Origin of the sequence: Faecalibacterium sp. An58, from assembly GCF_002161515.1 — a bacterium.
Classification (GTDB): domain Bacteria; phylum Bacillota; class Clostridia; order Oscillospirales; family Ruminococcaceae; genus Faecalibacterium; species Faecalibacterium avium.
Genome location: NZ_NFHX01000019.1, coordinates 1 through 23075, shown reverse-complemented (window position 1 = coordinate 23075; position 23075 = coordinate 1). Strand labels below are relative to the sequence as shown.

Annotated in this window: 40 protein-coding genes and 1 tRNA gene; 5 read left to right on the top strand and 36 right to left on the bottom strand. The window is 59.6% G+C overall.

Annotated features, from left to right (window positions below; all coding sequences use genetic code 11):
* Positions 1–849: a carbohydrate ABC transporter permease gene (locus B5G12_RS10665; RefSeq protein ID WP_242956012.1), complete on the top strand. Its 849-nt coding sequence runs from the start codon at positions 1–3 to the stop codon at positions 847–849.
* A gap of 89 nt (positions 850–938) precedes the next feature.
* A complete protein-coding gene (locus B5G12_RS10660) occupies positions 939–1856 on the top strand; it encodes a glycosyltransferase family A protein (protein WP_087324886.1) in 918 nt (305 codons plus the stop codon).
* Positions 1857–2012: 156 nt separating this feature from the next.
* On the opposite strand, the gene B5G12_RS10655 is transcribed toward B5G12_RS10660, so the two are convergent.
* Positions 2013–2089, bottom strand: a tRNA-Val gene (locus tag B5G12_RS10655).
* A 255-nt stretch (positions 2090–2344) separates the two neighbouring features.
* Between B5G12_RS10655 and B5G12_RS10645 the strand changes: the two genes are divergently transcribed.
* Positions 2345–2515 (top strand): FeoB-associated Cys-rich membrane protein, encoded by a 171-nt coding sequence (locus B5G12_RS10645; protein ID WP_087324885.1) that lies wholly within the window; start codon positions 2345–2347, stop codon positions 2513–2515.
* A gap of 45 nt (positions 2516–2560) precedes the next feature.
* Here the strand turns inward: B5G12_RS10645 and B5G12_RS10640 are convergent, their stop codons facing one another.
* The 3 genes from B5G12_RS10640 to relB are packed head-to-tail and all read right to left on the bottom strand — an operon-like array spanning position 2561 to position 4777.
* Positions 2561–3436 carry a LysR family transcriptional regulator gene (locus tag B5G12_RS10640; protein WP_087324884.1) on the bottom strand — a complete coding sequence of 292 codons (876 nt, stop codon included), beginning with the start codon at positions 3434–3436 and terminating at the stop codon, positions 2561–2563.
* Positions 3437–3439: 3 nt separating this feature from the next.
* Complete coding sequence (gene tsaA / locus B5G12_RS10635; RefSeq protein WP_087324883.1) at positions 3440–4141, bottom strand: tRNA (N6-threonylcarbamoyladenosine(37)-N6)-methyltransferase TrmO; 702 nt, start codon at positions 4139–4141, stop codon at positions 3440–3442.
* A gap of 12 nt (positions 4142–4153) precedes the next feature.
* Entirely contained in the window at positions 4154–4777 is a 624-nt protein-coding gene (gene relB / locus B5G12_RS10630; protein ID WP_087231946.1) for a type II toxin-antitoxin system RelB family anti-toxin, read from the bottom strand.
* A gap of 184 nt (positions 4778–4961) precedes the next feature.
* On the opposite strand from relB, the gene B5G12_RS10625 reads away from it, so the two are divergent.
* Positions 4962–5171: a helix-turn-helix domain-containing protein gene (locus tag B5G12_RS10625; RefSeq protein ID WP_087231943.1), complete on the top strand. Its 210-nt coding sequence runs from the start codon at positions 4962–4964 to the stop codon at positions 5169–5171.
* 67 nt (positions 5172–5238) lie between these two features.
* A complete protein-coding gene (locus B5G12_RS10620) occupies positions 5239–5532 on the top strand; it encodes a SqdX protein (protein WP_242956011.1) in 294 nt (97 codons plus the stop codon).
* A 230-nt stretch (positions 5533–5762) separates the two neighbouring features.
* Here the strand turns inward: B5G12_RS10620 and rplQ are convergent, their stop codons facing one another.
* The 32 genes from rplQ to B5G12_RS10460 form a co-directional block, all read right to left on the bottom strand.
* The gene (gene rplQ / locus B5G12_RS10615; RefSeq protein ID WP_087231939.1) at positions 5763–6104 is read right to left on the bottom strand and encodes a 50S ribosomal protein L17; all 342 of its coding nucleotides are present in this window, start codon (positions 6102–6104) and stop codon (positions 5763–5765) included.
* Between the two features lie 23 nt (positions 6105–6127).
* Positions 6128–7087 carry a DNA-directed RNA polymerase subunit alpha gene (locus tag B5G12_RS10610; RefSeq protein ID WP_087231936.1) on the bottom strand — a complete coding sequence of 320 codons (960 nt, stop codon included), beginning with the start codon at positions 7085–7087 and terminating at the stop codon, positions 6128–6130.
* 108 nt (positions 7088–7195) lie between these two features.
* Positions 7196–7798 carry a 30S ribosomal protein S4 gene (gene rpsD / locus B5G12_RS10605; RefSeq protein ID WP_087231933.1) on the bottom strand — a complete coding sequence of 201 codons (603 nt, stop codon included), beginning with the start codon at positions 7796–7798 and terminating at the stop codon, positions 7196–7198.
* A 20-nt stretch (positions 7799–7818) separates the two neighbouring features.
* Positions 7819–8226: a 30S ribosomal protein S11 gene (rpsK, locus tag B5G12_RS10600; protein WP_087231929.1), complete on the bottom strand. Its 408-nt coding sequence runs from the start codon at positions 8224–8226 to the stop codon at positions 7819–7821.
* Between the two features lie 14 nt (positions 8227–8240).
* A complete protein-coding gene (gene rpsM / locus B5G12_RS10595) occupies positions 8241–8612 on the bottom strand; it encodes a 30S ribosomal protein S13 (protein WP_087231926.1) in 372 nt (123 codons plus the stop codon).
* An 81-nt stretch (positions 8613–8693) separates the two neighbouring features.
* The gene (rpmJ, locus tag B5G12_RS10590) at positions 8694–8807 is read right to left on the bottom strand and encodes a 50S ribosomal protein L36 (protein WP_005921832.1); all 114 of its coding nucleotides are present in this window, start codon (positions 8805–8807) and stop codon (positions 8694–8696) included.
* A 33-nt stretch (positions 8808–8840) separates the two neighbouring features.
* On the bottom strand, positions 8841–9092 hold the full coding sequence (gene infA / locus B5G12_RS10585; protein ID WP_087231923.1) for a translation initiation factor IF-1: 252 nt from the start codon (positions 9090–9092) through the stop codon (positions 8841–8843).
* Positions 9093–9382: 290 nt separating this feature from the next.
* Positions 9383–10156, bottom strand: coding sequence for a type I methionyl aminopeptidase (gene map / locus B5G12_RS10580; protein WP_087231920.1), 774 nt, complete (start codon positions 10154–10156; stop codon positions 9383–9385).
* A gap of 4 nt (positions 10157–10160) precedes the next feature.
* Positions 10161–10793 (bottom strand): adenylate kinase, encoded by a 633-nt coding sequence (locus B5G12_RS10575; RefSeq protein ID WP_087324882.1) that lies wholly within the window; start codon positions 10791–10793, stop codon positions 10161–10163.
* A 139-nt stretch (positions 10794–10932) separates the two neighbouring features.
* Positions 10933–12228 carry a preprotein translocase subunit SecY gene (secY, locus tag B5G12_RS10570; RefSeq protein ID WP_087231914.1) on the bottom strand — a complete coding sequence of 432 codons (1296 nt, stop codon included), beginning with the start codon at positions 12226–12228 and terminating at the stop codon, positions 10933–10935.
* A gap of 1 nt (position 12229) precedes the next feature.
* Complete coding sequence (gene rplO, locus B5G12_RS10565; RefSeq protein ID WP_087231911.1) at positions 12230–12670, bottom strand: 50S ribosomal protein L15; 441 nt, start codon at positions 12668–12670, stop codon at positions 12230–12232.
* A gap of 18 nt (positions 12671–12688) precedes the next feature.
* Positions 12689–12874: a 50S ribosomal protein L30 gene (rpmD, locus tag B5G12_RS10560; protein WP_087231908.1), complete on the bottom strand. Its 186-nt coding sequence runs from the start codon at positions 12872–12874 to the stop codon at positions 12689–12691.
* A gap of 14 nt (positions 12875–12888) precedes the next feature.
* A complete protein-coding gene (gene rpsE / locus B5G12_RS10555; RefSeq protein WP_087231905.1) occupies positions 12889–13389 on the bottom strand; it encodes a 30S ribosomal protein S5 in 501 nt (166 codons plus the stop codon).
* A gap of 19 nt (positions 13390–13408) precedes the next feature.
* The gene (gene rplR, locus B5G12_RS10550) at positions 13409–13768 is read right to left on the bottom strand and encodes a 50S ribosomal protein L18 (RefSeq protein ID WP_087231902.1); all 360 of its coding nucleotides are present in this window, start codon (positions 13766–13768) and stop codon (positions 13409–13411) included.
* 18 nt (positions 13769–13786) lie between these two features.
* Complete coding sequence (rplF, locus tag B5G12_RS10545) at positions 13787–14338, bottom strand: 50S ribosomal protein L6 (protein WP_087231899.1); 552 nt, start codon at positions 14336–14338, stop codon at positions 13787–13789.
* 17 nt (positions 14339–14355) lie between these two features.
* Positions 14356–14754 carry a 30S ribosomal protein S8 gene (gene rpsH / locus B5G12_RS10540; RefSeq protein WP_087231897.1) on the bottom strand — a complete coding sequence of 133 codons (399 nt, stop codon included), beginning with the start codon at positions 14752–14754 and terminating at the stop codon, positions 14356–14358.
* 116 nt (positions 14755–14870) lie between these two features.
* Complete coding sequence (locus tag B5G12_RS10535; RefSeq protein ID WP_087231894.1) at positions 14871–15056, bottom strand: type Z 30S ribosomal protein S14; 186 nt, start codon at positions 15054–15056, stop codon at positions 14871–14873.
* Positions 15057–15074: 18 nt separating this feature from the next.
* Positions 15075–15617 (bottom strand): 50S ribosomal protein L5, encoded by a 543-nt coding sequence (gene rplE, locus B5G12_RS10530; protein ID WP_087231891.1) that lies wholly within the window; start codon positions 15615–15617, stop codon positions 15075–15077.
* A gap of 17 nt (positions 15618–15634) precedes the next feature.
* A complete protein-coding gene (rplX, locus tag B5G12_RS10525) occupies positions 15635–15949 on the bottom strand; it encodes a 50S ribosomal protein L24 (protein ID WP_087231888.1) in 315 nt (104 codons plus the stop codon).
* A gap of 14 nt (positions 15950–15963) precedes the next feature.
* Entirely contained in the window at positions 15964–16332 is a 369-nt protein-coding gene (gene rplN, locus B5G12_RS10520) for a 50S ribosomal protein L14 (protein ID WP_087231885.1), read from the bottom strand.
* A 49-nt stretch (positions 16333–16381) separates the two neighbouring features.
* Entirely contained in the window at positions 16382–16639 is a 258-nt protein-coding gene (gene rpsQ, locus B5G12_RS10515) for a 30S ribosomal protein S17 (RefSeq protein ID WP_055190687.1), read from the bottom strand.
* Between the two features lie 12 nt (positions 16640–16651).
* Complete coding sequence (rpmC, locus tag B5G12_RS10510) at positions 16652–16837, bottom strand: 50S ribosomal protein L29 (protein ID WP_087231882.1); 186 nt, start codon at positions 16835–16837, stop codon at positions 16652–16654.
* Positions 16827–17267, bottom strand: coding sequence for a 50S ribosomal protein L16 (rplP, locus tag B5G12_RS10505; RefSeq protein ID WP_087231879.1), 441 nt, complete (start codon positions 17265–17267; stop codon positions 16827–16829). Before rplP ends, rpmC begins: the two co-directional genes overlap by 11 nt.
* Positions 17267–17980, bottom strand: a complete 714-nt coding sequence (rpsC, locus tag B5G12_RS10500; protein ID WP_087324881.1) for a 30S ribosomal protein S3 — start codon at positions 17978–17980, stop codon at positions 17267–17269. The genes rplP and rpsC overlap by 1 nt, the downstream gene beginning before the upstream one ends.
* A 16-nt stretch (positions 17981–17996) precedes the next feature.
* Positions 17997–18332, bottom strand: coding sequence for a 50S ribosomal protein L22 (gene rplV, locus B5G12_RS10495; protein WP_087231873.1), 336 nt, complete (start codon positions 18330–18332; stop codon positions 17997–17999).
* Positions 18333–18351: 19 nt separating this feature from the next.
* A complete protein-coding gene (gene rpsS, locus B5G12_RS10490) occupies positions 18352–18618 on the bottom strand; it encodes a 30S ribosomal protein S19 (RefSeq protein ID WP_087231870.1) in 267 nt (88 codons plus the stop codon).
* Between the two features lie 16 nt (positions 18619–18634).
* Entirely contained in the window at positions 18635–19465 is an 831-nt protein-coding gene (gene rplB / locus B5G12_RS10485) for a 50S ribosomal protein L2 (protein WP_087231867.1), read from the bottom strand.
* A gap of 84 nt (positions 19466–19549) precedes the next feature.
* Positions 19550–19846 (bottom strand): 50S ribosomal protein L23, encoded by a 297-nt coding sequence (rplW, locus tag B5G12_RS10480; protein ID WP_087231864.1) that lies wholly within the window; start codon positions 19844–19846, stop codon positions 19550–19552.
* On the bottom strand, positions 19846–20469 hold the full coding sequence (gene rplD, locus B5G12_RS10475; RefSeq protein WP_087231860.1) for a 50S ribosomal protein L4: 624 nt from the start codon (positions 20467–20469) through the stop codon (positions 19846–19848). The genes rplW and rplD overlap by 1 nt, the downstream gene beginning before the upstream one ends.
* A gap of 14 nt (positions 20470–20483) precedes the next feature.
* Positions 20484–21116 (bottom strand): 50S ribosomal protein L3, encoded by a 633-nt coding sequence (rplC, locus tag B5G12_RS10470; protein ID WP_087231856.1) that lies wholly within the window; start codon positions 21114–21116, stop codon positions 20484–20486.
* Between the two features lie 88 nt (positions 21117–21204).
* On the bottom strand, positions 21205–21516 hold the full coding sequence (gene rpsJ, locus B5G12_RS10465) for a 30S ribosomal protein S10 (RefSeq protein ID WP_087231854.1): 312 nt from the start codon (positions 21514–21516) through the stop codon (positions 21205–21207).
* Positions 21517–22357: 841 nt separating this feature from the next.
* Complete coding sequence (locus B5G12_RS10460; protein WP_144064135.1) at positions 22358–23044, bottom strand: hypothetical protein; 687 nt, start codon at positions 23042–23044, stop codon at positions 22358–22360.
* Between the last annotated feature and the right edge of the window lie 31 nt (positions 23045–23075).

Here is a 23075-nt window from a genome sequence, read left to right as displayed (position 1 = left end):
ATGCTCAACCAACGCAGTCCCCGCGCCATCATGGCGCAGATCGTCAAACAGATCCTCTGCATCGGCATGACCCTGGTGGTCATTCTGCCCATCCTGCTGACCGTCTTTGCCGCCCTCAAGACCCGCGGCGACATGGTCAACACCTCTCCCCTGCTGCTGCCGCCTTTGGACCGCATCACCTTGGAAAACTTCGAGACGGTCCTCGGCAACAAATACCTCTGGATCGGCTTCAAAAACACCCTCATCATCCTGGCGGTCAGCCTGATCTTCAACGTGCTGCTGGGCACCATTACAGCCTATATCATCGAGCGGTTCAACTTCCGGGGCAAAAAGATCGTGGTCGGCCTGTTCTTTGCCGGGATGCTGGTGCCCACCTTCGTCACTGAGATCGCCCGCTTCAAGATCATCAACAGCCTGGGCCTGTACAACACCCTGGGCGCCCCCATTGTGATCTACATCGCCTCCGACCTGATGCAGCTGTATATTTACCGGCAGTTCATCTCCACCATCCCCCAGGCCCTGGATGAGAGCGCCCTGCTGGACGGCTGCAATTACTTCCAGCTGTTCGGGCGGATCATCTTCCCGCTGCTGGCCCCCGCCACGGCGACGGTGGTCATCATCAAAGCCATCACCATCATCAACGATATGTACATCCCCTATCTGTACATGCCCAAAAACAAACTGCGGACCCTGACCACCTTCCTGATGGACTACGCCAACGCCCAGCAGGGTTCCTGGCAGAGCCTGGCGGCCGGCATCGTCATCATCATGCTGCCCACCATCCTCATCTACGTTTTCTTCCAGCGCTATATCCTGGCGGGCGTCGCTGCCGGCGCCGTCAAGGAATAAGCTGCGATCCTTTCTTCTCTTTTCTTCTCTCCGCGCCAAAACCCGGGTCTTGGCGTTTGGAAACGATACAAAACAGGAGGGTCATTCCCATGAACACAGCACAGCAGTCAGCCGCCGTGGAGGCGGTGGTCACCAGCTACAATCAGGGTCCTCTCATCCTGGAAGCCCTGGATTCCCTGTACCGCCAGACGGTGCGGCCGGCCCGCATTCTTCTGGTGGACGACGGCTCGACCGACCCGGCCTCCCTTGCCATACTGGCCGGGATCGAAGCGGGCCCCGCGCCGGTGCCGGTCCAGGTGATCCGGCGGTCCAACGGCGGCGTCTCGGCCGCCCGGAACACCGGCATCCGCGCCGCCCGGGCCAGCCTGGTACTGGTTCTGGACGGGGACGACCGGCTGCGCCCCGCCTTCCTCGAAAAAACCAGCGCGCTGCTGGCCGCCCGCCCTGCCATGACGGCGGCCTCCTCCTGGATGCATACCTTCGGGGTGCTGGACGCCGTGGTCCGCCCCAGCGGCGGCGGCCTGACCGCCTTTCTTTCCCGCAACAGCTGTCCCGCCACCCATCTGCTGCGGCGCAGCGCCTGGGAACAGTGCGGCGGCTATGACGAGACCATGCGGTCCGGCTTTGAGGACTGGGAGTTTTTCCTCCGCCTGCTGGAGACCCGGCCGGACGCCCAAATCGGCATCGTGCCGGAGCCGCTGCTGGAATACCGCACCGCCCCCGCTTCCTCCAACATCCAGAGCATGGACAAGCGGCTTTCCCTGATGCGCTTTATCATCGAAAAGCACCTGCCCAGCTACCAGGCCCATCTGGCGGATGCGCTGCTGGGGCTGGAGGCGGCTTCCATCCAGCGTCTCAGCGGCTGGGAGGCCGAGATCCGGCAGAGCCTGCAAGACAGACAGCCCCTGAGCGATGCCTCCCGGGACTTTCTTGCCCACCCCTCCTATGGGGACGGCGGCATGGCCGCAGCGGTACGGCTGCGGTCAGAGATACCGGACAACGCATAAAAACGCCAAAAGCATAATAAAAGGCAGAACCCCTTCACCAGAGGCTCTGCCTTTTATGGTTTTATGCAGTTGTAGTTGTCCTGCGGCCGCGACGCAGAACTTCCGGTAAACAAAAAACGTGCTCGAACACCTCGAAGTGTTCAAGCACGTCTGTAATGGTGGAGAATTAGGGACTCGAACCCCAGACCCCCTGCGTGTGATGCAGGTGCTCTAACCAGCTGAGCTAATCCTCCGAATCGGAACGACGCTATTATAGCACGTTCTGGACAAAAATGCAAGCCCTTTTTTGCGCAAAACGCAAAAACTTTTTGGACCGGAAGAAATCCGCGTGCAGACGGTTTTTTCCAGCGGGGGCATTGCCCTTGCGGACAAAATCGTGTATACTAAGATGGATCCGGAAGCTCAAGACCGCTGGGATATCCGCCCCAAAGGGCCGCGCAGCGCGGAGCTTTCCGATGCAACCCAACACAAGAAAAGAGGTTTTGCCCATGCTGACAGTACGCGGGATCATCACCTTGCTGGTGCTGGTCGTCCTGTTTGCGCTGGCGGTGGTCTGGATCTCCAAGCACGGCGGCTGGAAGGACCAGGGCTGCGGCGGCAACTGTGCCTCCTGCCACCAGCGCTGCGAGAACCCCAAGCCCGGCCCAAAACAGAACTGATGCCAAACGGCCCCTGCCCTTTTATAAGGCGCAGGGGCTTTTGCTTTATCTCTCCCGGGCCAGCCGCAGGAAAATCTCCATCTGCGGGGTGACCCATTTATCCTTGTGGTAGAACAGCTGGCGGCGCATCTCGATATGGCAGTCCTCCACATCCAGCGGGACGGCGCCCCCCGCCAGGCTGGCATCCACCATATACCGCGGCAGGAAGGTCAGTCCCATCCCCTGTTCCACCAGACGGCAGAGCAGGGCCGCATCCCCCATCTCAATGTAGGGGTGCAGGGTCAGCTGGCGCGCCGCCAGCAGCTGTTCCAGCGCGTCCCGGTAGCTCATCCCCCGCTCGGTCAGCAGGAATTCCTGCCCGGCCAGATCCGCCAGGGCCAGCCCCTGCCGGGCGGCCAGAGGATGCCCCGCCGGGGCCAGAAAGCAGCAGGGTTCCGGCTCATCCAGGGCCACCACATAAGCCGGGTCGGTGACCGGGTGGTCCAGGGTATAGGCCAGGTCGGCCCGGTTGGCGCTGAGCAGGTCCTGCATCTCCTGGGTATTGGCCGCCCGGAAGCTGACCTCCACCAGGGGGCACAGGGCGTGGAACTGTTTCAGCAGGCCGGGCATCAAGGCCCGGAGCAGGCTGTCCGCTATCGCCACCCGCAGGGTCCCCCGGGCCTCGGGGGCGGGCTGCAGGGCCATCCGGGCCTGCTGGGCGGTGGTGAGCAGGATGCGGGCATAGTGCTGGAAGGTCTGCCCCGCATCGGTCAGGCGGACCGTTTTGCCCACCCGGTCGAACAGGGGCACCCCCAGCTCCGCCTCCAGCTGGGCGATCTGGCTGGACACCGCCGACTGGGAATAATCCAGCTCCCGGGCCGCCCGGGAAAAACTGTGCAGCTCAGCCACATGCAAAAAAGTGTTGATGTTTCGCAGTTCCATGGTTCACTCCTCCGGCGCGGTCCGGATCTGTTCCACCGTCAGCACCCCGTCCGCCACCGTAAAGCGCACCTCCCATTCGGCAAAGCGCATCCCATACACCCGCTGGGCATCGTCCTGGTACGAGGGGCGGGGGTCGTTTTCCAGCACCCCTTCCAGAGCCTCCCATTGACCGGGAAGCAGCAGATCCCGCAGGGCCTTTGGGCAGCGCACCGCCAGCTTATAGGTCTGCGTTTGGGCCGTGTAGCCCTCGGCGGCATCGGGATGGCTGTCCACATAAGGGATGTAGGGCTTGATATCGTAGATGGGGGTGCCGTCCAGCAGGTCGGCCCCCCGCACAAGCAGGACCGGCCCGCAGACAGGGTCCTGCTCCAATCCTTCCAGCCGCACACAGGATAGCCCGATGGGGTTTGGCCGGAAAGGGGACCGTGTGGCGAACACCCCTACCCTTGTGTTGCCGCCCAGCCGGGGCGGCCGGACCGTGGGACTCCATTTGTCCCGCACCGCCTGGGTGAACTGCCACACCAGCCACAGATGGCTGAACTGCTGGATGCCCCGCAGGGCGCTCGGGTCCCGATAGAGCGGCTCGAATACCACACGGGCCCGCAATGCGTCCACCAGGCCGCTTTGCCGGGGGATGCCGAATTTCTCCTTGAAATCGCTCTCGATATGGGCGATGGCGTGGATGGTAAGATCGTTGTCTGGCATAGCTGTCCCTCCTTACAGGGTGCGGCACAGGCCCACGGCCTTGCCCTCGATCTGGATCTCGGCCAGCTGGGGCCCCGCATAGATCATGGGCGGGCATACGGCGGCGTTGTCTGCCAGCAGCATCACCGTATCCCCCTGGCGATGAAAGTGCTTGAGGGTGGCCTCCTCACCGATGCGGACGGCAGCGATCTCCCCCTGCTCCACCTCAGGCTGCACCCGGATGCATACGATGTCCCCATCCCGGATGGTGGGGGCCATGCTGTCCCCGTGGCAGGTGAGGGCAAAGTCGGCGTGCCAGGCCGCCGGCACCCCGATGTACCGTTCGATGTTCTGTTCGGCCGTAATGGGGCTGCCGCAGGCGATCGAGCCGATCAGGGGCACCCGAGCCATGGCGGGCAGCGGCTCAAAGCCCGGAGGAGCCGCCACCCGTTCCTCCTCCAGGCCCAGCAGCCAGGCGGCTGTCGTATGGAGCGCGGCGGCAAAGTCCTCGATCTTGTTCTGAGGGATATCGTTGACCCCCTTTTCGATCTTGGTGATGGAGGACTTGGAGCGGTAACCCATCCGGGCAGCCAGCTCCTCCTGGCTCATACCCAGTTCTTCCCGCCGCTGGCGGATGCGGACCGACAGTACAGACATTTTTGCTCCCTCCCAATGTTGGCGCTTGGATGGTCTACGCTTTTAGTATACCATAAAATTTCCTCAAAATCAACTATTTCGTGTGTTTCAGGTCTCATTAGTTGACACAGAATCACCTTTGTGTTAGACTGGAGGCAGAAGGAGTCAAACCACCCATTTTTCAGCCAAAGGAGGAGGCACACGCATGATCGACTGCAAGGAACTGAACGAACGAGTCCGCGCTAGCGGATACAAGAAAAAACACCTGGCCCATGCTATGGGCATCACCGCCAACACCCTGCGCAACAAGCTAACGGGCAAAAGCGCGTTCAAGCTGGAAGAAGCCCAGCAGCTGAGCTTCCTGCTGGGGCTGAGCGCCGATGAACAGGAGCGCTGTTTTTGGCGGCTGAAGTAGATTTAAAATCACTCGCCCCACGCATATTTATGCATATCCATCAATCCGCACGAGAAAGGAGACCCGCATGACCAACGAACATCGGCGGCAGTGCCGCGCTGCCCTGTGGCACTGGCAGCTGCTGGAGCGCCAGCCCACCCCCGAAAACCAGTGCTGGACCCACGCCCTGCGCCAGACTGCGGCCTATTACCAGCAGCAGGACCCCATCCGGGCGGGCATCCTGGAGCAGCGCTACCGCCGCCACCAGACCGAGCAGCAGGTCCTGGACACTCTGCACATCGGCCGCACCACCTACCAAAAAGCCAACGCCGACCTGCTCAGTACCCTGGCCGTGTATGCCGCCAAGCAGGGCGTGCTGTAAGCATCCTTCCCCACCTTCCCCACCGGGAGGCGGGGCCTTGCTTTTTCCGCCTGCGGCGGCCGAGAGGGCTGGCTATCCCCATCCCCTGCCCCGCCCTGCGGTCCACCGGGCCCCCGCCAAAGACAGGCATCCGCACGCCCCACGCCCCTTTTCCGGCGCACAGGCATTATAAAAAGCCCCTGTCCAAAAGGACAGGGGCTTGGTGCTTATCTGTTTTGCGCGCTGCGCGATCAGACCAGCTCGAGGATCGCCATCTCGGCGGCATCGCCGCGGCGGACGCCGATCTTCACGATGCGGGTGTAGCCGCCGTTGCGGTCAGCGTACTTGGGGCTGATCTCGTCAAACAGCTTCTTTGCCACATCTTCCTTGGTGATGTAGCTGTAGACCTGGCGCTTGGTGTGCAGGTCACCGCTCTTACCCAGGGTGATCATCTTCTCGGCCATGGAACGCACATCCTTGGCACGGGTAACAGTGGTCTCGATCTTGCCATTCTCTAACAGGTAGGTGACCATTGCGCGCATCATTGCCTTGCGGCTGTCGGTGGTCCTACCGAGCTTTCTGGTACCGGGCATCCCGTTTCACTCCTTAAACAATATTAGTTATCATCGTCTGTGTTCAACTTGAATCCGAGCGAATCCAGCTTGGCCATGACTTCCTCCAGGCTCTTGCGGCCCAGGTTGCGGACTTTCATCATCTCGTCCTCGCTCTTGCTGACCAAGTCTTCCACCGTGTTGATGCCCGCACGCTTCAGGCAGTTGAAGCTCCGCACGCTCAGATCCAGCTCCTCGATGGTCATCTCCAGAGCCTTTTCCTTGTCGTCGGTGGTCTTCTCCACCATGATCTCGGTGCCGGCGGCCTCGTCCGACAGGTTGACGAACAGATTCAGGTGCTCGGTCAGCACACGGGCAGCCAGGCTGACAGCCTCCTGCGCGTTGATGGTGCCATCCGTCCACACTTCCAGCGTCAGCCGGTCATAGTCGGTGATCTGGCCAACGCGGGTGTTGTCCACGCTGTAGTTCACCTTCAGCACGGGGGTGTAAATGCTATCGACGGGAAGAGTGTTGATGTCGTTCTTCTCGACGATGCTCTGTTTGTTGCGCTCTGCAGGCACATAGCCGCGGCCCTTGTCGAAGGTCAGCTCCATCACGAGCCGGCCGCCCTCGCCCAGGGTGGCAATGTGCCATTCAGGATTCAGGATCTCGATCTCGTCGCCCTGCTTGATGCTGTCAGCGGTGACCTCACAGGGACCGACCGCTTCGACGCGCACCGTTTTGGGACCGTCGGAATACAGCTTTGCAGCAATACCCTTCAGGTTCAGGACAATTTCGGTAACGTCTTCCTTGACGCCCTCAATGGTGGAGAACTCGTGGACTACGCCGTCGATCTTGACACTGGTCACGGCGACGCCAGGCAGAGACGACAGAAGGACTCTGCGCAGGCTGTTGCCCAGCGTGATGCCGAAACCGCGCTCCAGAGGTTCTGCTACGAACTTGCCGTAGCGGCCGTCGGGCGAGAGGCTCGCCGTTTCGATTTTGGGACGTTCAATCTCCATCATATCTATGCCCTCCTTGTAAAACCGACGTTCACCATCGGCCCATTATGCAATTCTCAAAAGAATCCGAAAGGCCAGCGGCCCACAAAAGCCGCGCCTTTCCAATGGGTTTTACTTGGAGTACAGCTCGACGATGAGATGCTCAGCGACCTCGTAGTCGATGTCGCTGCGCTCGGGCAGGCGGGTAACGGTGCCCTTCAGGGTGCCGGTCTCGCGCTCCAGCCAGGCGGGCAGAGCCACCACGGGAGCCTCGGGGCCGGTCAGCTTGGCGAACTTAGCAGAAGAGCGGCTGGACTCGCGCACTTCGATCACGTCGCCGGCCTTGACCTGGTAAGAAGGGATGTTGACCTTCTTGCCGTTGACAGTGAAGTGAGCGTGGCTGACCAGCTGGCGGGCGTCGCGGCGGGTCTGGGCGTAGCCCAGGCGGAACACCACGTTGTCCAGACGGCACTCCATCATCTGCAGCAGGTTCTCGCCGGTCTGGCCGGGGCGGGCGGCAGCCTTCACGAAGGTGTTGTGGAACTGCTTCTCCAGCACGCCGTAGATAAACTTGACCTTCTGCTTCTCCTTCAGCTGCATGGCGTACTCAGACTGCTTCTTGCGCATGTTGCCATTGGAGTTGCGGGTGGTATTCTTCTTTGCATAGCCCATGACTGCAGGAGAAATGCCCAGGGCCTTGCAACGCTTTGCAATAGGCTGCGTATTCTTTGCCATAATTTAGTTTCCTCCTTCGATCAGACGCGGCGGCGCTTGGGGGGCCGGCAGCCATTGTGGGGGATGGGGGTCACGTCCTTGATCAGGGTGACCTCCAGGCCGGTGGCCTGCAGGGCGCGGATGGCGGACTCACGGCCAGCGCCAGGGCCCTTGACGTAGACCTCAACGGTCTTCATGCCGTGCTCGATCGCGGTCTTGGCAGCAGTCTCAGCTGCGGACTGTGCGGCAAACGGAGTGCTCTTGCGGCTGCCACGGAAATTCAGGCTGCCGGAGGAGCACCAGGAGATAGCGTTGCCCTGCAGGTCGGTGATGGTCACAACCGTGTTGTTGAAGGTGGACTGGATATGAGCCTGACCGGCGGCAACGTTCTTGCGCTCTCTGCGCTTGGTACGGACTGCGCCCTTCTTGGCGTTATTAGCATTTGCCATTTCTCAAATCCTCCTTACTTCTTCTTGTTGGCGACCGTGCGCTTGGGACCCTTGCAGGTACGTGCATTGGTCTTGGTGCGCTGGCCACGGCAGGGCAGGTTCTTGCGATGGCGAATGCCGCGGTAGGACTGGATCTCGACCAGGCGCTTGATGTCCAGAGCAACGTTGCGGCGCAGGTCGCCTTCAACGATGATGTTGGCCTCGTCGATGTAATCACGGATCTTGGCCTCTTCTTCACGGGTCAGATCCTTGACGCGGGTATCGGGGTTGATGCCAGTGGCAGCCAGGATCTTGTCCGCAGTGGTGCGGCCGATCCCGTAAACGTAGGTGAGACCTATTTCGATCCGCTTCTCGCGGGGCAGGTCAACGCCGGCAATTCGTGCCATAATAATTTCCTCCAAAATCATCCCATGTCAGTGTCGGGGTCTGCGCCGGGACTCTACGCACTTGACCCCCTAGCGCCGGGATCAGCCCTGGCGCTGCTTGTGCTTGGGGTTCTGGCAGATGACCATCACGCGGCCTTTGCGGCGGATGACCTTGCACTTTTCGCAGATGGGCTTCACGGAAGGCTTGACCTTCATGATGTTGAACCTCCTTTTGGTTGGCCCCGGCGCTTATTTGGAGCGCCAGGTGATGCGGCCCTTCGTCAGATCGTAGGGCGACATTTCGACTGTGACCTTATCGCCGGGCAGGATGCGGATGAAGTTGGTCCGCAGCTTGCCGGAGATGTGCGCCAGCAGGGTGTGGCCGCTGGGCGTGAGCTTCCCAGTAGCTTTGTCCTCGCTCAGCATTTCCACCTTAAAGATGGCGTTAGGCAGAGCCTCGCGCACGATGCCTTCGATCTCGATAACGTCTTCTTTAGACAAGCTATTTGCCTCCTTATGGATCTGCTCAGTTTGTCTGGTACGGACGGGGGCAGTGAGCGCCACATACTTTCCTCTGCGCGGCACAAAATCCGCAAACAGACAGCGCGTCTCTGCCTGCCGAGAAAGCATCTGGCCTCCACAGCCATTATTGGATTATACACCTTTTCGCGTTGAAATGCAAGGGGTTTTTTCGTGTTTCCGATAAAAATTTCCGCCCTTTTTACGGGGCGGAAATCCTCGGTTTTTGTGCACTTCGCTGGTGGGCAGACTTTCCCCTTCCCCTGCTCTTTTTACAGGGTGAAGTTGGGGTCCTCCCAGCCGATGGTCATGATCTCGGTGCGGTCCTTCAGGATGGCCACCGAATGCTCAAAGTGGGCGGCCAGGCCCCCGTCTTTGGTCTTGACGGTCCAGCCGTCTGCCAGAGTCTTGATCTTGCAGCCATACTGGCAGATCATAGGCTCGATGGCGATGGTCATGCCGGGCACAAGCCGGGGCCCCCGGCCCGCAGTGCCAAAATTGGGAACCTCGGGGTCCTCGTGCAGCTCACGGCCGGTGCCGTGGCCCACGAACTCCCGTACCACCGAAAAACCAGCCGCCTCGCAGTAGCTCTGCACTGCGTGGCTGATGTCCCCGATGCGGTTGCCTGCTTTGGCCTGGGCGATGCCCAGGTGCAGCGACTCCCTGGTGACATCCAGCAGGCGCTGGGCCTCCAGGTCGATCTTGCCCACAGCGTAGGTGCAGGCGTTGTCGCCGTTGAAGCCGTCCACCTTGGCGCCGGTGTCGATGCTGACGATGTCGCCGGGGCGGATGACAATGTCATGGGAGGGGATGCCATGGATGACCGTGTCGTTCAAACTGATGCAGGCGGTGCCGGGGAACCCGTACAGCCCCTTGAAATTGGGGACGCCGCCGTGCTTGACGATGAACTCGTAGATCAGCTTATCCAGCTCCCATGTGGTCATGCCGGCCTCGATGTGCTCGCCGCCATACTTCAGGGCAGCGGCGCTCAGGGCGTTGGCCCGGCGCATACCCTCCAACTCTTTCGCATTCTTGATCTGAATCAATGGTTTATGCCTCCAAAGCCTTCATGACTTCGGCCGTCGTAGCCTCGACGGTCGAGCCGCTCTCCACCACGGCCAACTTGCCGCGGCTGCGATAGAACTCGATCAGGGGCTCAGTCTGGGCGTGGTATGCCTTCAGGCGGTCCCGCACAGTCTCGGGCTGGTCATCCTTGCGGATCACCAGCTTGCCGCCGCAGGCGTCGCAGATACCTTCCACCTTGCTGGGCTTGGTGCGCACATGGTAGCTGGCGCCGCACTTTTCGCACACGCGGCGGCCGCTCATCCGGTCAAAGATCACGTTCTCGTCCACGGCCAGATCCAGCACCTTGTCGATGCGGATGCCCATCTTCTCAATGGCCTCGGCCTGGGCGATGGTGCGGGGCACCCCGTCCAGGATAAAGCCCTTGGCGCAGTCGGGCTGAGCCAGCCGCTCTTTCAGGATGCCGATGATCACCTCGTCGGGGACCAGCCCGCCGGCGTCCATGTAGCTCTTGGCCTTCAGGCCCATCTCGGTGCCCTCCTTGACGGCGGCACGCAGGATGTTGCCGGTGGAGATGGCCGGGATGCCCAGTTTTGCGGTGAGCACTTCGGCCTGGGTGCCCTTGCCTGCACCCGGGGCGCCTAACAGAATGAGATTCATTTCCATGCTCCTTTCTTGCCTATACCTTACTTATCAGGAAATATGCAAAAAAGCACTGAAAAATCGAGGGCTCCTCTCCTTTCCAGTGCTTTTTTCGACGGTGCTTGATTCAGTTCAAAAACATCCCGTCAGGGGAACATCAGCCCAGGAAACCCTTGTGATTGCGCATGGTCATATAGCTGTCCAGGCTGCGGGTGGTGTCCAGTGCCACGCCAACGACGATCAGCATACTGGTGCCGCCCAGCTGGATGGCCACGCCGGTCAGATTGCCCAGGATGATGGGCAGTACAGCCACAAGCGCCAGGAAGATACCGCCGATCATGGTGATCTTGCTCAGCGTCTTGATGATGAAATCACTGGTCGGCTTGCCGGGACGGAAGCCGGGGATCGAGCCGTTGTTGCGGCGAAGATTGTTGGCGATCTCGATCGGGTTGTACTGGATGGAAACGTAGAAATAGTTGAACGCGACGATCAGCAGCACATACACCACCACATACAGCGCAGAGGTGTAGTTGAAGGTGCTGAAGAACGCATACCAGAACGGATGCGCCACCGGGTCCACATTGATGAAGCTGCCGATGGTGCCGGGGATGGAGCAGAAGGTGCTGGCGAAGATGATGGGCATGACGCCGCTCATGTTCAGCTTGAGGGGCAGATAGCTGTTCTGCCCGCCGATCTGCTTGCGGCCCACCACCCGCCGCGCATACTGGATGGTGATGCGGCGCTCGGCATTGGTCATGATGACGATGAACACCACCACGGCCAGTGCAAAGACCACCAGCAAAGGCAGCAGCACATAGTACAGCGGCTGTCCGCTGGAAGCGCGGGTGAGCATATCGGTGACCATGGTGGTGACCGACGACCAGTTGGAGACGATGGAAGCGAAGATGATGAGGGAGACACCGTTGCCGATGCCCTTGTCATCGATCTGCTCACCGCACCAGGTGGTCAGCTGTGCGCCTGCGGTAAAGGTCAGGATCACCACGATGGCGGTGAAGATGCCTGCGGCGCCCGCAGTGTACTTGAGTGCGCCCATATTGCGCACCAGGAAATAATAGCCGATGCTCAGCACCAGTGCGATGCCTGCGCCCACATAGCGTGTGATCTGGCGGATCTTGTTCTGGCCGTCGGATTCTTTGGCCAGGTTCTCAAGATACGGGATCGCGACGCACAGCAGCTGCACGATGATGGAGGCATTGATATAGGGTGTGACGCCTAACGCGAAAATCGTGCACCGGGACAGCGCGCCGCCGCTCATCATGTCCAGATAAGTCAGCATGCTGCCGTTTGCGAACATCGCCGTGAGCGCGTCGCCCGACACGAAGGGCACAGGGATCGCGCTGCCCAGACGGTAGACGATCAGGATGCCCAGCGTGAAGAGCAGCCGGCTCTTCAGTTCAGGGATTTTCCATGCGTTTCGGAATGTCTGAAACACCTTACATCACCTCAGCCTTCCCGCCTGCCTTCTCGATTTTCTCTTTGGCAGAAGCAGAAAAGGCTGCGGCCTTGACGGTCAGGGCCTTGGTCAGCTCGCCGTTGCCCAGGATCTTGACGCCGTCGAGGGTCTTCTTGACCAGGCCTTTCGCCTTCAGCGCTTCGGTATCCACCACGGCGCCTGCCTCAAAAACCTTCTCCAGGTCCGCCAGGTTGACGATGGCGTACCGGGTAGCAAAAACGTTGTTAAAGCCGACCTTGGGCAGACGGCGCTGCAGCGGCATCTGGCCGCCCTCGAAGCCGGCGCGCTTGACGCCGGAACGGGCCTTCTGGCCCTTGCTGCCGTAGCCGGCAGTCTTGCCATTGCCCGAGCCGATGCCGCGGCCCTTGCGGGTGCGGGCTTTGTTGGCGCCGGGAATCGCGTGTAATTCATGAAGATTCATTGCGTGTACCCCCTGCTGTTACGCTTCGGTGACGCTGAGCAGGAAGCCGATCTTTGCGATCTTGCCCTGCGTAGCGGCATTGTCAGGCTGAACGGTCACGTCGCCGGGCTTCTTCAGACCCAGGGCCTCAGCAGTAGCGATCTGCTTTTTGCCGCGGCCGATCAGGCTCTTCTTCAGCTCGATCTTGAGCATCTTATCTGCCATGGTGTGTACCCTCCTCAGCCAAAAATTTCTTTGACGGTCTTGCCCCGCTTCTCAGCGACAGACTCGGCGCTGACCAGGCCGCACAGACCTGCAAAGGTAGCGGAAACAACGTTGATGGGGTTGTTGGAACGCATCGACTTCGCACGGATGTCCTTGATGCCGGCTGCCTCGATGACAGCACGGACAGGGCCGCCGGCGATCATGCCGGTACCAGGGGCAGCGGGCTTGAGCAGGACAGCGCCTGCGCCGTACTTGCCCACGATCTCGTGGGGGATGGTGGTGCCCTTGGTGGCGATCTTGTGCATATTCTTCTTGGCAGCGGCCTCACCCTTGCGGATGGCCTCGGGCACTTCGCCCGCCTTGCCGATGCCGTAGCCGATGGTGCCCTTGCCGTCGCCCACGACCACCAGAGCGGCAAACTTCATGATGCGGCCGCCCTTCACGGTCTTGGACACGCGGTTGATGGAGACCACCTTGGTGATCATGCCGTCGTCTTCACGGTTTCTCATAGCCATAACTGTCTTCCTCCTCTCGTTACAGCTTCAGGCCGCCCTCGCGGGCGCCCTCAGCCAGGGCCTTGACACGGCCATGATACACGAAACCGCCGCGGTCGAACACGACCTCAGTGATGCCCTTGGCCAGGGCGCGCTCTGCGATCTTCTTGCCGATCTGGGTGGCTGCCTCGACGTTGCCGCCGAATCCCTCGAAGTCCTTGTCCAGGGTGGACGCCGACACCAGGGTCACGCCCTTCTCATCATCGATGACCTGAGCGTAAATATGCTTGGCGGAGCGGAAAACATCCAGGCGAGGACGTGCGGCGGTGCCGCTGATCTTGCCGCGAACGCGGCGATGACGACGAAGACGGGCTTCGTTCTTGTCGATCTGCTTAACCATTGTCTTTCACTCCTTACCTTATTTCTTGCCCTTGCCGGCTTTGCCTTCCTTGTGCTTGACGACCTCGCCCTTGTAGCGGATGCCCTTGCCCTTGTAAGGCTCGGGCGGCTTCTTGGCGCGGACTTCAGCGGCAAACTGGCCGACCTTCTGCTTGTCGATACCGGTAATGGTGAAGTTGTTGGGATCCTGCCACTCGATCTTGATGTCATCGGTGTCGGAGATGATCACCTGGTGGGAATAGCCCAGGTTCATCACCAGGTTGGAGCCCTGCTTCTGGCAGCGCAGGCCGACGCCCACGATCTCCATCTGCTTGGAGTAGCCGTTGACCACGCCGTTGACCATGTTGGCGATGTTGGTGCGGGTCAGGCCGTGCAGGCTCTTGGCCAGCTTCTCGTCATTGGGGCGGGTAACCAAAACCTCATTGCCCTCGACCTTGACGGTCATCAGGGGATGATAGTTGGAATTCAGGCTGCCCTTGGGGCCCTTGACGGCGACGGTGTGTGCTGCCTCATCGACAGTGACCGTGACGCCGGCAGGAATGACGATGGGTTTTCTTCCAATTCTCGACATTGTCTTTTACCCCTTTCTTACCACACGTAGGCCAGGACCTCGCCGCCGACGTGCGCAGCACGAGCAGCCTTGTCGGTCATGACGCCCTTGGAGGTGGAAATGATCGCGATGCCCAGGCCCTTCATGACGCGGGGCATATTCTCGCAATTGGTGTAGATGCGCAGACCAGGCTTGGAGATGCGCTTCAGGCCGGCCAGAACGGGCTCGCCGTTGGCCTGGTACTTCAGGTTGAGCACGATGGTGCCCTGGACAGTGTCGTTCTTGACCTGCATGCTCTTGACGTACCCTTCGTCGACCAGGATCTGGCAGATGGCCTTCTTCATGTTAGAAGCCGGGATCTCCACAGAAGGGTGTTTGGCAGTGCTGGCGTTGCGGATGCGGGTGAGCAGGTCCGCGATAGGATCGGTGATTTGCATGCCACTAACCTCCTTAGATTAGCTTTGCGTTGTGTTTGTTCTTTCTATAATGATACCGCCCCGAAACGTATCTGCGCCCCGGGGCGGGTATCCAACTACCTCAAAGCCCCTGGGACTTACCAGGAAGCCTTCTTGACGCCCGGGATCTCGCCCTTGTAGGCCAGCTCACGGAAGCACACACGGCACACGCCGTACTTGCGCAGCACCGAGTGGGGCCGGCCGCAGATGCGGCAGCGGGTGTATGCGCGGGTGGAGAACTTTGCAGGGCGGGCCTGCTTGAGCTTCATAGACAGCTTTGCCATTTTGGTTAATCTCCTCCCTTAGTTATTCTCGAAGGGGGCGCCCAGAGCCTTCAGCAGCTCCTTGCCCTCCTCGTCGGTCTTGGCGGTGGTGACGAAGCAGACATCCATGCCGCGGACTGCATCGACCTTGTCGAAGTCGATCTCGGGGAAGATGATCTGCTCACGGATGCCGCAGGCAAAGTTGCCGCGGCCGTCGAATGCGTTGCCGTTGATGCCGCGGAAGTCGCGCACGCGGGGCAGCGCAACGTTGAAGAAGCGGTCAACGAACTCATACATCCGCTCGCCCCGCAGAGTGACCTTGCAGCCGATGGGGGTGCCGGCGCGCAGCTTGAAGTTTGCAACGCTCTTCTTGGCGCGGCAGATGACTGCCTTCTGGCCGGTGATCTGGGCCAGGTCCTTCATGACCGACTCCAGGATCTTCTCGTTCTCCTTGGCCTCGCCGCAGGCGACGTTGATGACCACCTTGTCGAGCTTGGGGATCTGCATGACGCTCTTGTAACCGAACTTCTTGTTCAGAGCAGGAGCAATTTCATTGACATACTGTTCTTTCAAACGAGCCATTGTTCCATACTCCTTTCTTACAGCTCAGCGCCGCACTTCTTGCAGACGCGGACCTTCTTGCCGTCCTTTTCCACATGGCCCACGCGCACAGCCTTGCCGCACTTGGGGCAGATGGGCATCACCTTGGAAGCGTACATAGCGCCCTCGGCCTTGACGATGCCGCCCTGCTCGCCCTGACGGCGGGGCTTGACGTGCTTGGTAACCATGTTCTGGCCTTCAACAATGACCTTGCCTTCGGAGGGGCTGACCTGCAGAACCTTGCCGGTGTGGCCCTTGTCCTTGCCGCTGATGATCATAACGTTGTCGCCGGTTTTAACATGAAGATGATTCATAATTTAAAACCTCCTTACAGCGATTCCGGAGCCAGGCTCAGGATCTTGGTGTAGCCGGCATCACGCAGCTCGCGGGCCACAGGTCCAAAGATGCGGGTGCCCTTGGGGCTCTTGTCGGCCATGACGATGACGGCGGCGTTCTCATCGAAACGGATGTAGGACCCGTCGTCGCGGCGGACGCCATGCTTGCTGCGCACGATGACAGCCTTCACAACGTCGCCCTTCTTCACGGTGCCGCCGGGGGCTGCCTTCTTGACGGAGCAGACCACGACGTCGCCAATATTTGCATATCTCTTGCGGGTACCGCCCAGCACGCGGAAGCACATCAGCTCTTTGGCACCGGTGTTGTCGGCAACTTTGAGATAAGTTTGCATCTGAATCATATCAGACTTCTCCTTTCAAACTGTTCAAAGCAGCGGGGGCCGAAAAGGCTTACTTTGCCTTCTCGACGATACGGACCAGGCGCCAGCGGACATCCTTGCTCAGGGGGCGGCACTCCATGATCTCAACACGATCACCGATGCCGCACTCGTTCTTCTCGTCACGAGCCTTGAACTTGGCGGTGCGCTTCAGGATCTTCTTGTACAGGGGGTGCTGCACGCTGTCCTTGACGGCAACCACGATGGTCTTGTCCATTTTGTCGGATACGACCACGCCGACGCGGGTCTTGCGCAGATTACGTTCTTCCATCGTTTAACCTCCTTACTGCTTCTCAGCCAGAACCGTCATCACACGGGCGATGTCGCGCTTGACTGTCTCGATGCGGCCGGGGTTCTCCAGCTGGTTGATGGCATGCTGGAAACGCAGGTTAAACAGCTCTGCCTTCAGGTCTGCCAGCTTGCTGGTCAGCTCTGCAGGCTGCATTTCGCGGAGTTCATTAGCCTTCATTGGTGCCATCCTCCTTCACGGAGTCCTCACGGACAACAAATTTGCACTTGATGGGCAGCTTGTGCATGGCCAGGCGCAGAGCCTCGCGGGCAGTTGCCTCATCGACATCTGCCAGCTCAAACAGCACGCGGCCGGGCTTGACAACGGCGACCCAGTACTCGGGAGAGCCCTTACCGGAGCCCATGCGGGTCTCGGCAGGCTTCTCGGTGACGGGCTTGTCGGGGAAGATCTTGATCCAGACCTTGCCGCCACGCTTGATATAACGGGTCATGGCGACACGGGCGGCCTCGATCTGTGCGGAGGTGATCCAGGCCGGCTCCAGGGCAACAAGGCCGTACTGGCCCTGGCACACCACGTTGCCGCGGGTGGCCTTGCCGGTCATGCGGCCGCGCTGGACGCGGCGGTATTTAACACGCTTAGGCAGTAACATTACTTGTTGCCTCCTTCCTTCTTGGGAGCGGTCTTGGCGTTCTTGGCGCTCTTGAGGACCTCGCCCTTGTAGATCCACACCTTGACGCCGATGCGGCCGTAGGTGGTGGCAGCCTCTGCAAAGCCGTAGTCGATGTCGGCGCGCAGGGTCTGCAGGGGGATGGTGCCCTCGTGATAGCTCTCGGTGCGGGCAATATCAGCGCCGCCCAGACGGCCCGAGCACATAGCCTTGATGCCCTTTGCGGGGACAGTGCTGCGGTCGCGGGGGCTCATGGCATTGCGGATGCACTGCTTCATGGCGCGGCGGAAGGTGACGCGGTTCTCCAGCTGACGGGCGATGTCCTCAGCCACCAGCTGTGCGTTGGTGGAGGGGCTCTTGACCTCGATCACGTTGACCACGATGTTCTTGCCGTACTCCTTGCAGAGCTTGCTCTGCAGGGCGACGCGCTCCTCACCGCCCTTGCCGATCACCATGCCAGGCTTGGCGCAGTAAACGTTGACGGTGACGCGGGGTGCGCTGGTGGAAGAATCCACCGTGCGCTCGATCTCGATCTTGGGGACACCGGCGTCCTTGAGCAGAGCCTTCAGCTCGGTGCGGATCTTGTGATCCTCCACCAGGTTATCGCTGAAGTCCTTCTTGGAAGCAAACCAGCGGCTGTCCCAGTCTTTAATAACGCCGACACGAAGCCCGTGCGGATTAACTTTCTGGCCCATTTGTTTACCTCCTCACTTACTCTTTCTCTTTCAGAACGACGGTCATGTGGCTGGTGCGCTTCAGGATGCGGTAGCCGCGGCCCTGGGCGCGGGGCATCATCCGCTTCAGCGTGGGGCCGGGGCAGACGTAGCACTCGGCCACATAGAGGTTGTTCTTATCCATATTGAAGTTGTTCTCAGCGTTTGCAGCAGCAGACTTCACCAGCTTCAGAAGGGGCTCACAAGCGGCCTTCGGGGTGTACTGCAGGATCGCCATCGCTTCGTCCAGGGGTTTGTTGCGGATGAGGTCCATCACGATCGAAACCTTGCGAGGACTAATGCGGGCATAACGAAGAATTGCCCGAGCTTCCATGTTTGTGTTCCTCCTTCACTTACTTAGAATTGCCGGTGTGGCCCTTGAAGGTGCGGGTGGGCACGAACTCACCCAGCTTGTGGCCAACCATATCCTCGGTCACGTACACAGGCACATGCTTGCGGCCGTCATGAACGGCGAAGGTGTGGCCCACGAACTCGGGGAAGATGGTGGAGGCCCGGCTCCAGGTCTTGATGACCTGCTTCTTGCCGGAAGCATTCATGGCTTCCACGCGCTTCATAAGAGCAGGCTGGACGAAAGGTCCCTTTTTAATACTTCTACCCATGGTCTACACTCCTCTCTTACTTGCCGGCACGCTTCACGATCAGCTTGTCGGAGCGCTTGTGATGCTTGCGGGTCTTGAGGCCCAGTGCGGGCTTGCCCCAGGGGGTCATAGGCCCGGAGTGGCCAATCGGGGCGCGGCCCTCGCCACCGCCGTGGGGATGGTCGTTGGGGTTCATGACAGAACCACGGCTGCCGGGACGGATGCCCATGTGGCGCTTGCGGCCGGCCTTGCCCAGGTTGACGTTCTCGTGGTCGATGTTGGAGACCTGGCCGATGACTGCGGTGCAGTTCAGGGGCACGTTGCGCATCTCACCGGAGGGCAGACGGATCAGGGCGTAGCCATTCTCCTTGGCCATCAGCTGTGCCATGTTGCCGGCGGAGCGGACCAGCTGGGCGCCGCGGCCGGGGTACAGCTCGATGTTGTGGATGATGGTACCGACGGGGATGTTCTCGAAGGGCAGGCAGTTGCCGGGCTTGATGTCGGCGCCGGCGCCCGAGATGATGGTGTCGCCCACCTTCAGGCCTTCGGGGCAGACGATATAGCTCTTGACGCCGTCGGTGTACTCGATCAGGCAGATGAACGCGCTGCGGTTGGGATCATACTCGATGGTCTTGACGGTAGCGGGGACATCCAGCTTCTGACGCTTGAAGTCGATGACGCGGTACTTGGTGCGGTTGCCGCCGCCGTGGTGACGGACGGTGATCTTGCCGGTGTTGTTGCGGCCGCTGTGCTTCTTCATGGGCTCCAGCAGGCTGCGCTCAGGGGCGACCTTGGACAGGACACTGTAGTCCGTGACGGTCATGCCGCGGCGGCCCGGGGTAGTGGGGCCGTATTTCTTGATAGCCATTGTGCTATTCTCCTTTTGCTTATCTCATGAATTATTATCGGGGTCATATCCCCATAGCGGGGCCCTCGGCGGGCCCGGCCCTCATCAGACCATGCTGTTGAAGAATTCGATCTCCTTCGAATCCTTGGTCAGGGTGACGATGGCCTTCTTGGAAGCGGCGGTGTAGCCGCCGTGCAGGCCCTGGCGGCGGAAACGGCCGCGGACCGAAATGGTGTTGACCTTGCTCACCTTGGTGCCGGGGAACAGAGTCTCCACAGCCTGGGCGATCTCGATCTTGGTCGCGTCGGTGGCGACCTTGAAGGTGTACTTCTTGTCAGCGATGCCAGCCATGGAGTTCTCGGTGATGACCGGCTTCAGGATGATGTCATGTGCGGTTTTCATTAGCCAAGCACCTCCTCGAGCTTCTTCGCTGCGCCTTCGCTGAGGATCAGCTTGTCGGCGTTCAGCACGTCATAGGTGTTCACGCTGCCGGCGAAGGTGGTCTTGACGCCCTGGATGTTGGCGGCGCTCTTGACGAACATGGGATCGACGTTCTCGTTGACCACCAGGTTCTTCTTGCCGGCGCCGATGGCATTCAGCATCTGGACCACAGCCTTGGTCTTGTAGGCCTCCACAGCCAGGCTGTCCACCACGATCATGTTGCCGTTTGCGGCCTTGTCGCTCAGCACGCTGAGCAGGGCCAGGCGGCGAACCTTATTGTTGATGTGGTAGCTGTAGCTGCGGGGCTTGGGGCCCAGGGCGACGCCGCCGTGGGTCCACTGGGGAGCACGGATGGAACCCTGACGGGCGTGACCGGTGCCCTTCTGGCGCCAGGGCTTCTTGCCGCCGCCGGAGACTTCCTTGCGGATCTTGGTGTTCTGGGTGCCCTGGCGCTGGTTGGCCAGGAAGTTCACGACTGCGATGTGAACAGCCTTCTCGTTCGGGGTGATGCCGAACACGGCGTCGGAAAGCTCGATCTCGCTGACCTTTTTGCCGTTCCGATCGACTACGTCAAATTTTGCCATTGTAGCTTTCCTCCTTAGGCCTTCACGCTGTTGGCCAGGGTGATGATGGTGCCCTTAGTGCCGGGCACTGCACCCTTGACAGCGATCAGATTGTTCTCGGTATCCACCTTGACCACCGTCAGGTTCTGCACGGTGACCCGCACAAAGCCCATGTGGCCGGGCAGGCGCTTGCCGGGATAAACGCGGCTGGGGGTCGAGGTCGAGCCGTTGGAACCTGCATGCCGTGCAACGGGGCCGGTGCCGTGGCTCTCGCGCAGGCGGTGCTGGCCGTAGCGCTTGATGACGCCCTGGTAGCCCTTGCCCTTGGAGATGCCGGCCACGTCCACCTTATCGCCAGCGGCGAAGACGTCAGCCTTGATCACATCGCCCACATTCAGACCGGACACGTCCTCGAGGCGGAACTCGCGGAGAGTCTTCTTGGGGGCCACGTTGGCCTTCTTGAAGTGGCCTGCTGCTGCCTTGTTGACCTTCTTGGCGGAAACCTCGCCAAAGCCAAGCTGGACAGCCTGATAGCCGTCGCTCTCGACAGTCTTCTTCTGCACCACGGTGCAGGGGCCTGCCTCGATGACGGTCACAGGGATGACCTTGCCATTTTCGTCAAACAGCTGGGTCATACCGACCTTTTTGCCGATAATGCCTTTAACCATTTTCTTTTCCTCCTGTAAAGGTTATTGGTTGGCGGCGCACGTCACCGCCAACATGACCCCTCGGGAAACGAGGGCCCGAGCCAAAGCCTTACAGCTTGATCTCGATGTCCACGCCAGCGGGGAGCTGGAGGCTCATCAGAGCCTCGACCGTCTTGTTGGACGGCTTCAGAATGTCGATCAGGCGCTTGTGGGTGCGGCTCTCGAACTGCTCACGGCTGTCCTTGTACTTGTGGGTCGCACGCAGGACGGTGACCACCTCACGGTCGGTGGGCAGGGGGATGGGGCCGGACACGCGGGCGCCGGTACGCTTTGCGGTCTCGACGATCTTCTCTGCTGCCGCATCGATCAGCTGGACATCGTAGCTCTGAAGACGGATTCTGATCTTTTCCTTGACTGCCATTTGGTTGTGCCTCCTGATAATGTTAGTATGGGCAACTCGATCAATCACTGCACACAGTTCCGGGTGTCTCACGTCTTCGCATTAGAAAAGCCGGTAAACCGCCCATCGCAGTTTTCCCGGAAAACAACCTAGCAAAGACAAACAGACATTGGTCCGCATCGCGCAGCGGCGCGGGGACATATCCCTTCACTGTCAGTAATTCTTTCGCCCGGTTCGTAGATCGGACATACTCCGCGGAAATAACCCGCATCGGCCAAGCCGTGCGGCAACCTCCCGCATCAACGCATATCGTGGCCTGCACGACTTGTATCGCACAAGCCCTTTGCAGCCGTCAGATATTTTACCATATCCCGGCCTATTTTGCAAGCCCTTTTTTGAAAAAAATCAAACTTTTTTTCGCGGGTTTTTGGGACGCCGCCCTAAGCCCCGCAGCTTCCTTATGATACTACAAACCCGGCCGTCCCGCAAGATGTAATTGTGCACAAAGCATAAAGAATTCGCTCCATTTTTGGCACAAGGCTGCCAAAAGAGGGCGGAGAATGGCAGCGCCCGGCGAAAGGCGCTCTACATATATAAAGTAAGGGGGCGCGGCGGACGCAGAGCCGGGGCAAAACAATGCGGGGGCCGGCCGTATGGCCGACCCCCGCAGAGGGACCCTATCTTTCGTGACGCAAAAGTTCTTTTGTTTTGGTGCGATCAACAACAGAAGGAATATTGGTTCTATTCCTCTTTGCCGCCACATCGGATGGGTGTTTTACCCGAGCGCACAGGTGGTCTCTGGCACCCGCCCGCCCCTTATATCATCTCCCGGTATGGTGCCCCGGGGGTGTTATAAGTAAAATCAATATTCGGCTTTGTTGTACTCAAAGTTAACTGCAATGCCAATCACAACACCATCATCGTCCGCATTAGCATCTTTGCCAACCTGCCAATATTCCTTGGTAGCACTTACAGTGAAGGAATAGCTATCTTCCTTATCAGGATTAAAACTACCATTAATGACGCCAGCAATCTGATCAATTTTATTTGCAACCAAGTTATCGATGACATCATCGTTCATAGCAGCAGAAATATAGTAGATGCAATATGCAGTCTTATCTTTATCTTTATTTTCATTCACTCCCAAAACAGTATCCCAGCCGTTTCCGGTAGCCACAGCCGTAGCACCGCTCATGTCACGAGCTGCCTGAGCCAGCCAAACCTTTACATCAGCATTATTTTTACCGGTCACGTCACTCAGAAGTTTGAGATTCCGAACATTGCTCATGTTCGAAAAATTAACCGGCTTATTCTTAACAAAGTTTTCGACAGCAGCATTCAGTTTTGCATCGTCAGCAGCAACAATGCTCTTGCTGTCTCCAGCATTGGACATATTCAGAACATACGCACTGTAACCAGAGTTGGTGTTGCTGTTATCAGAAGAAGCACCACCGTTATTAGTGCCATTGCCGCCGTCCTTGCAGCCAGCCAGCATGCTGACGGCCATGATGCCGGCCAGCGCCAGAGAAGCAATCTTCTTGAGTTTCATAATGAATTTTTCCTCCTTATGGTGTATAAAA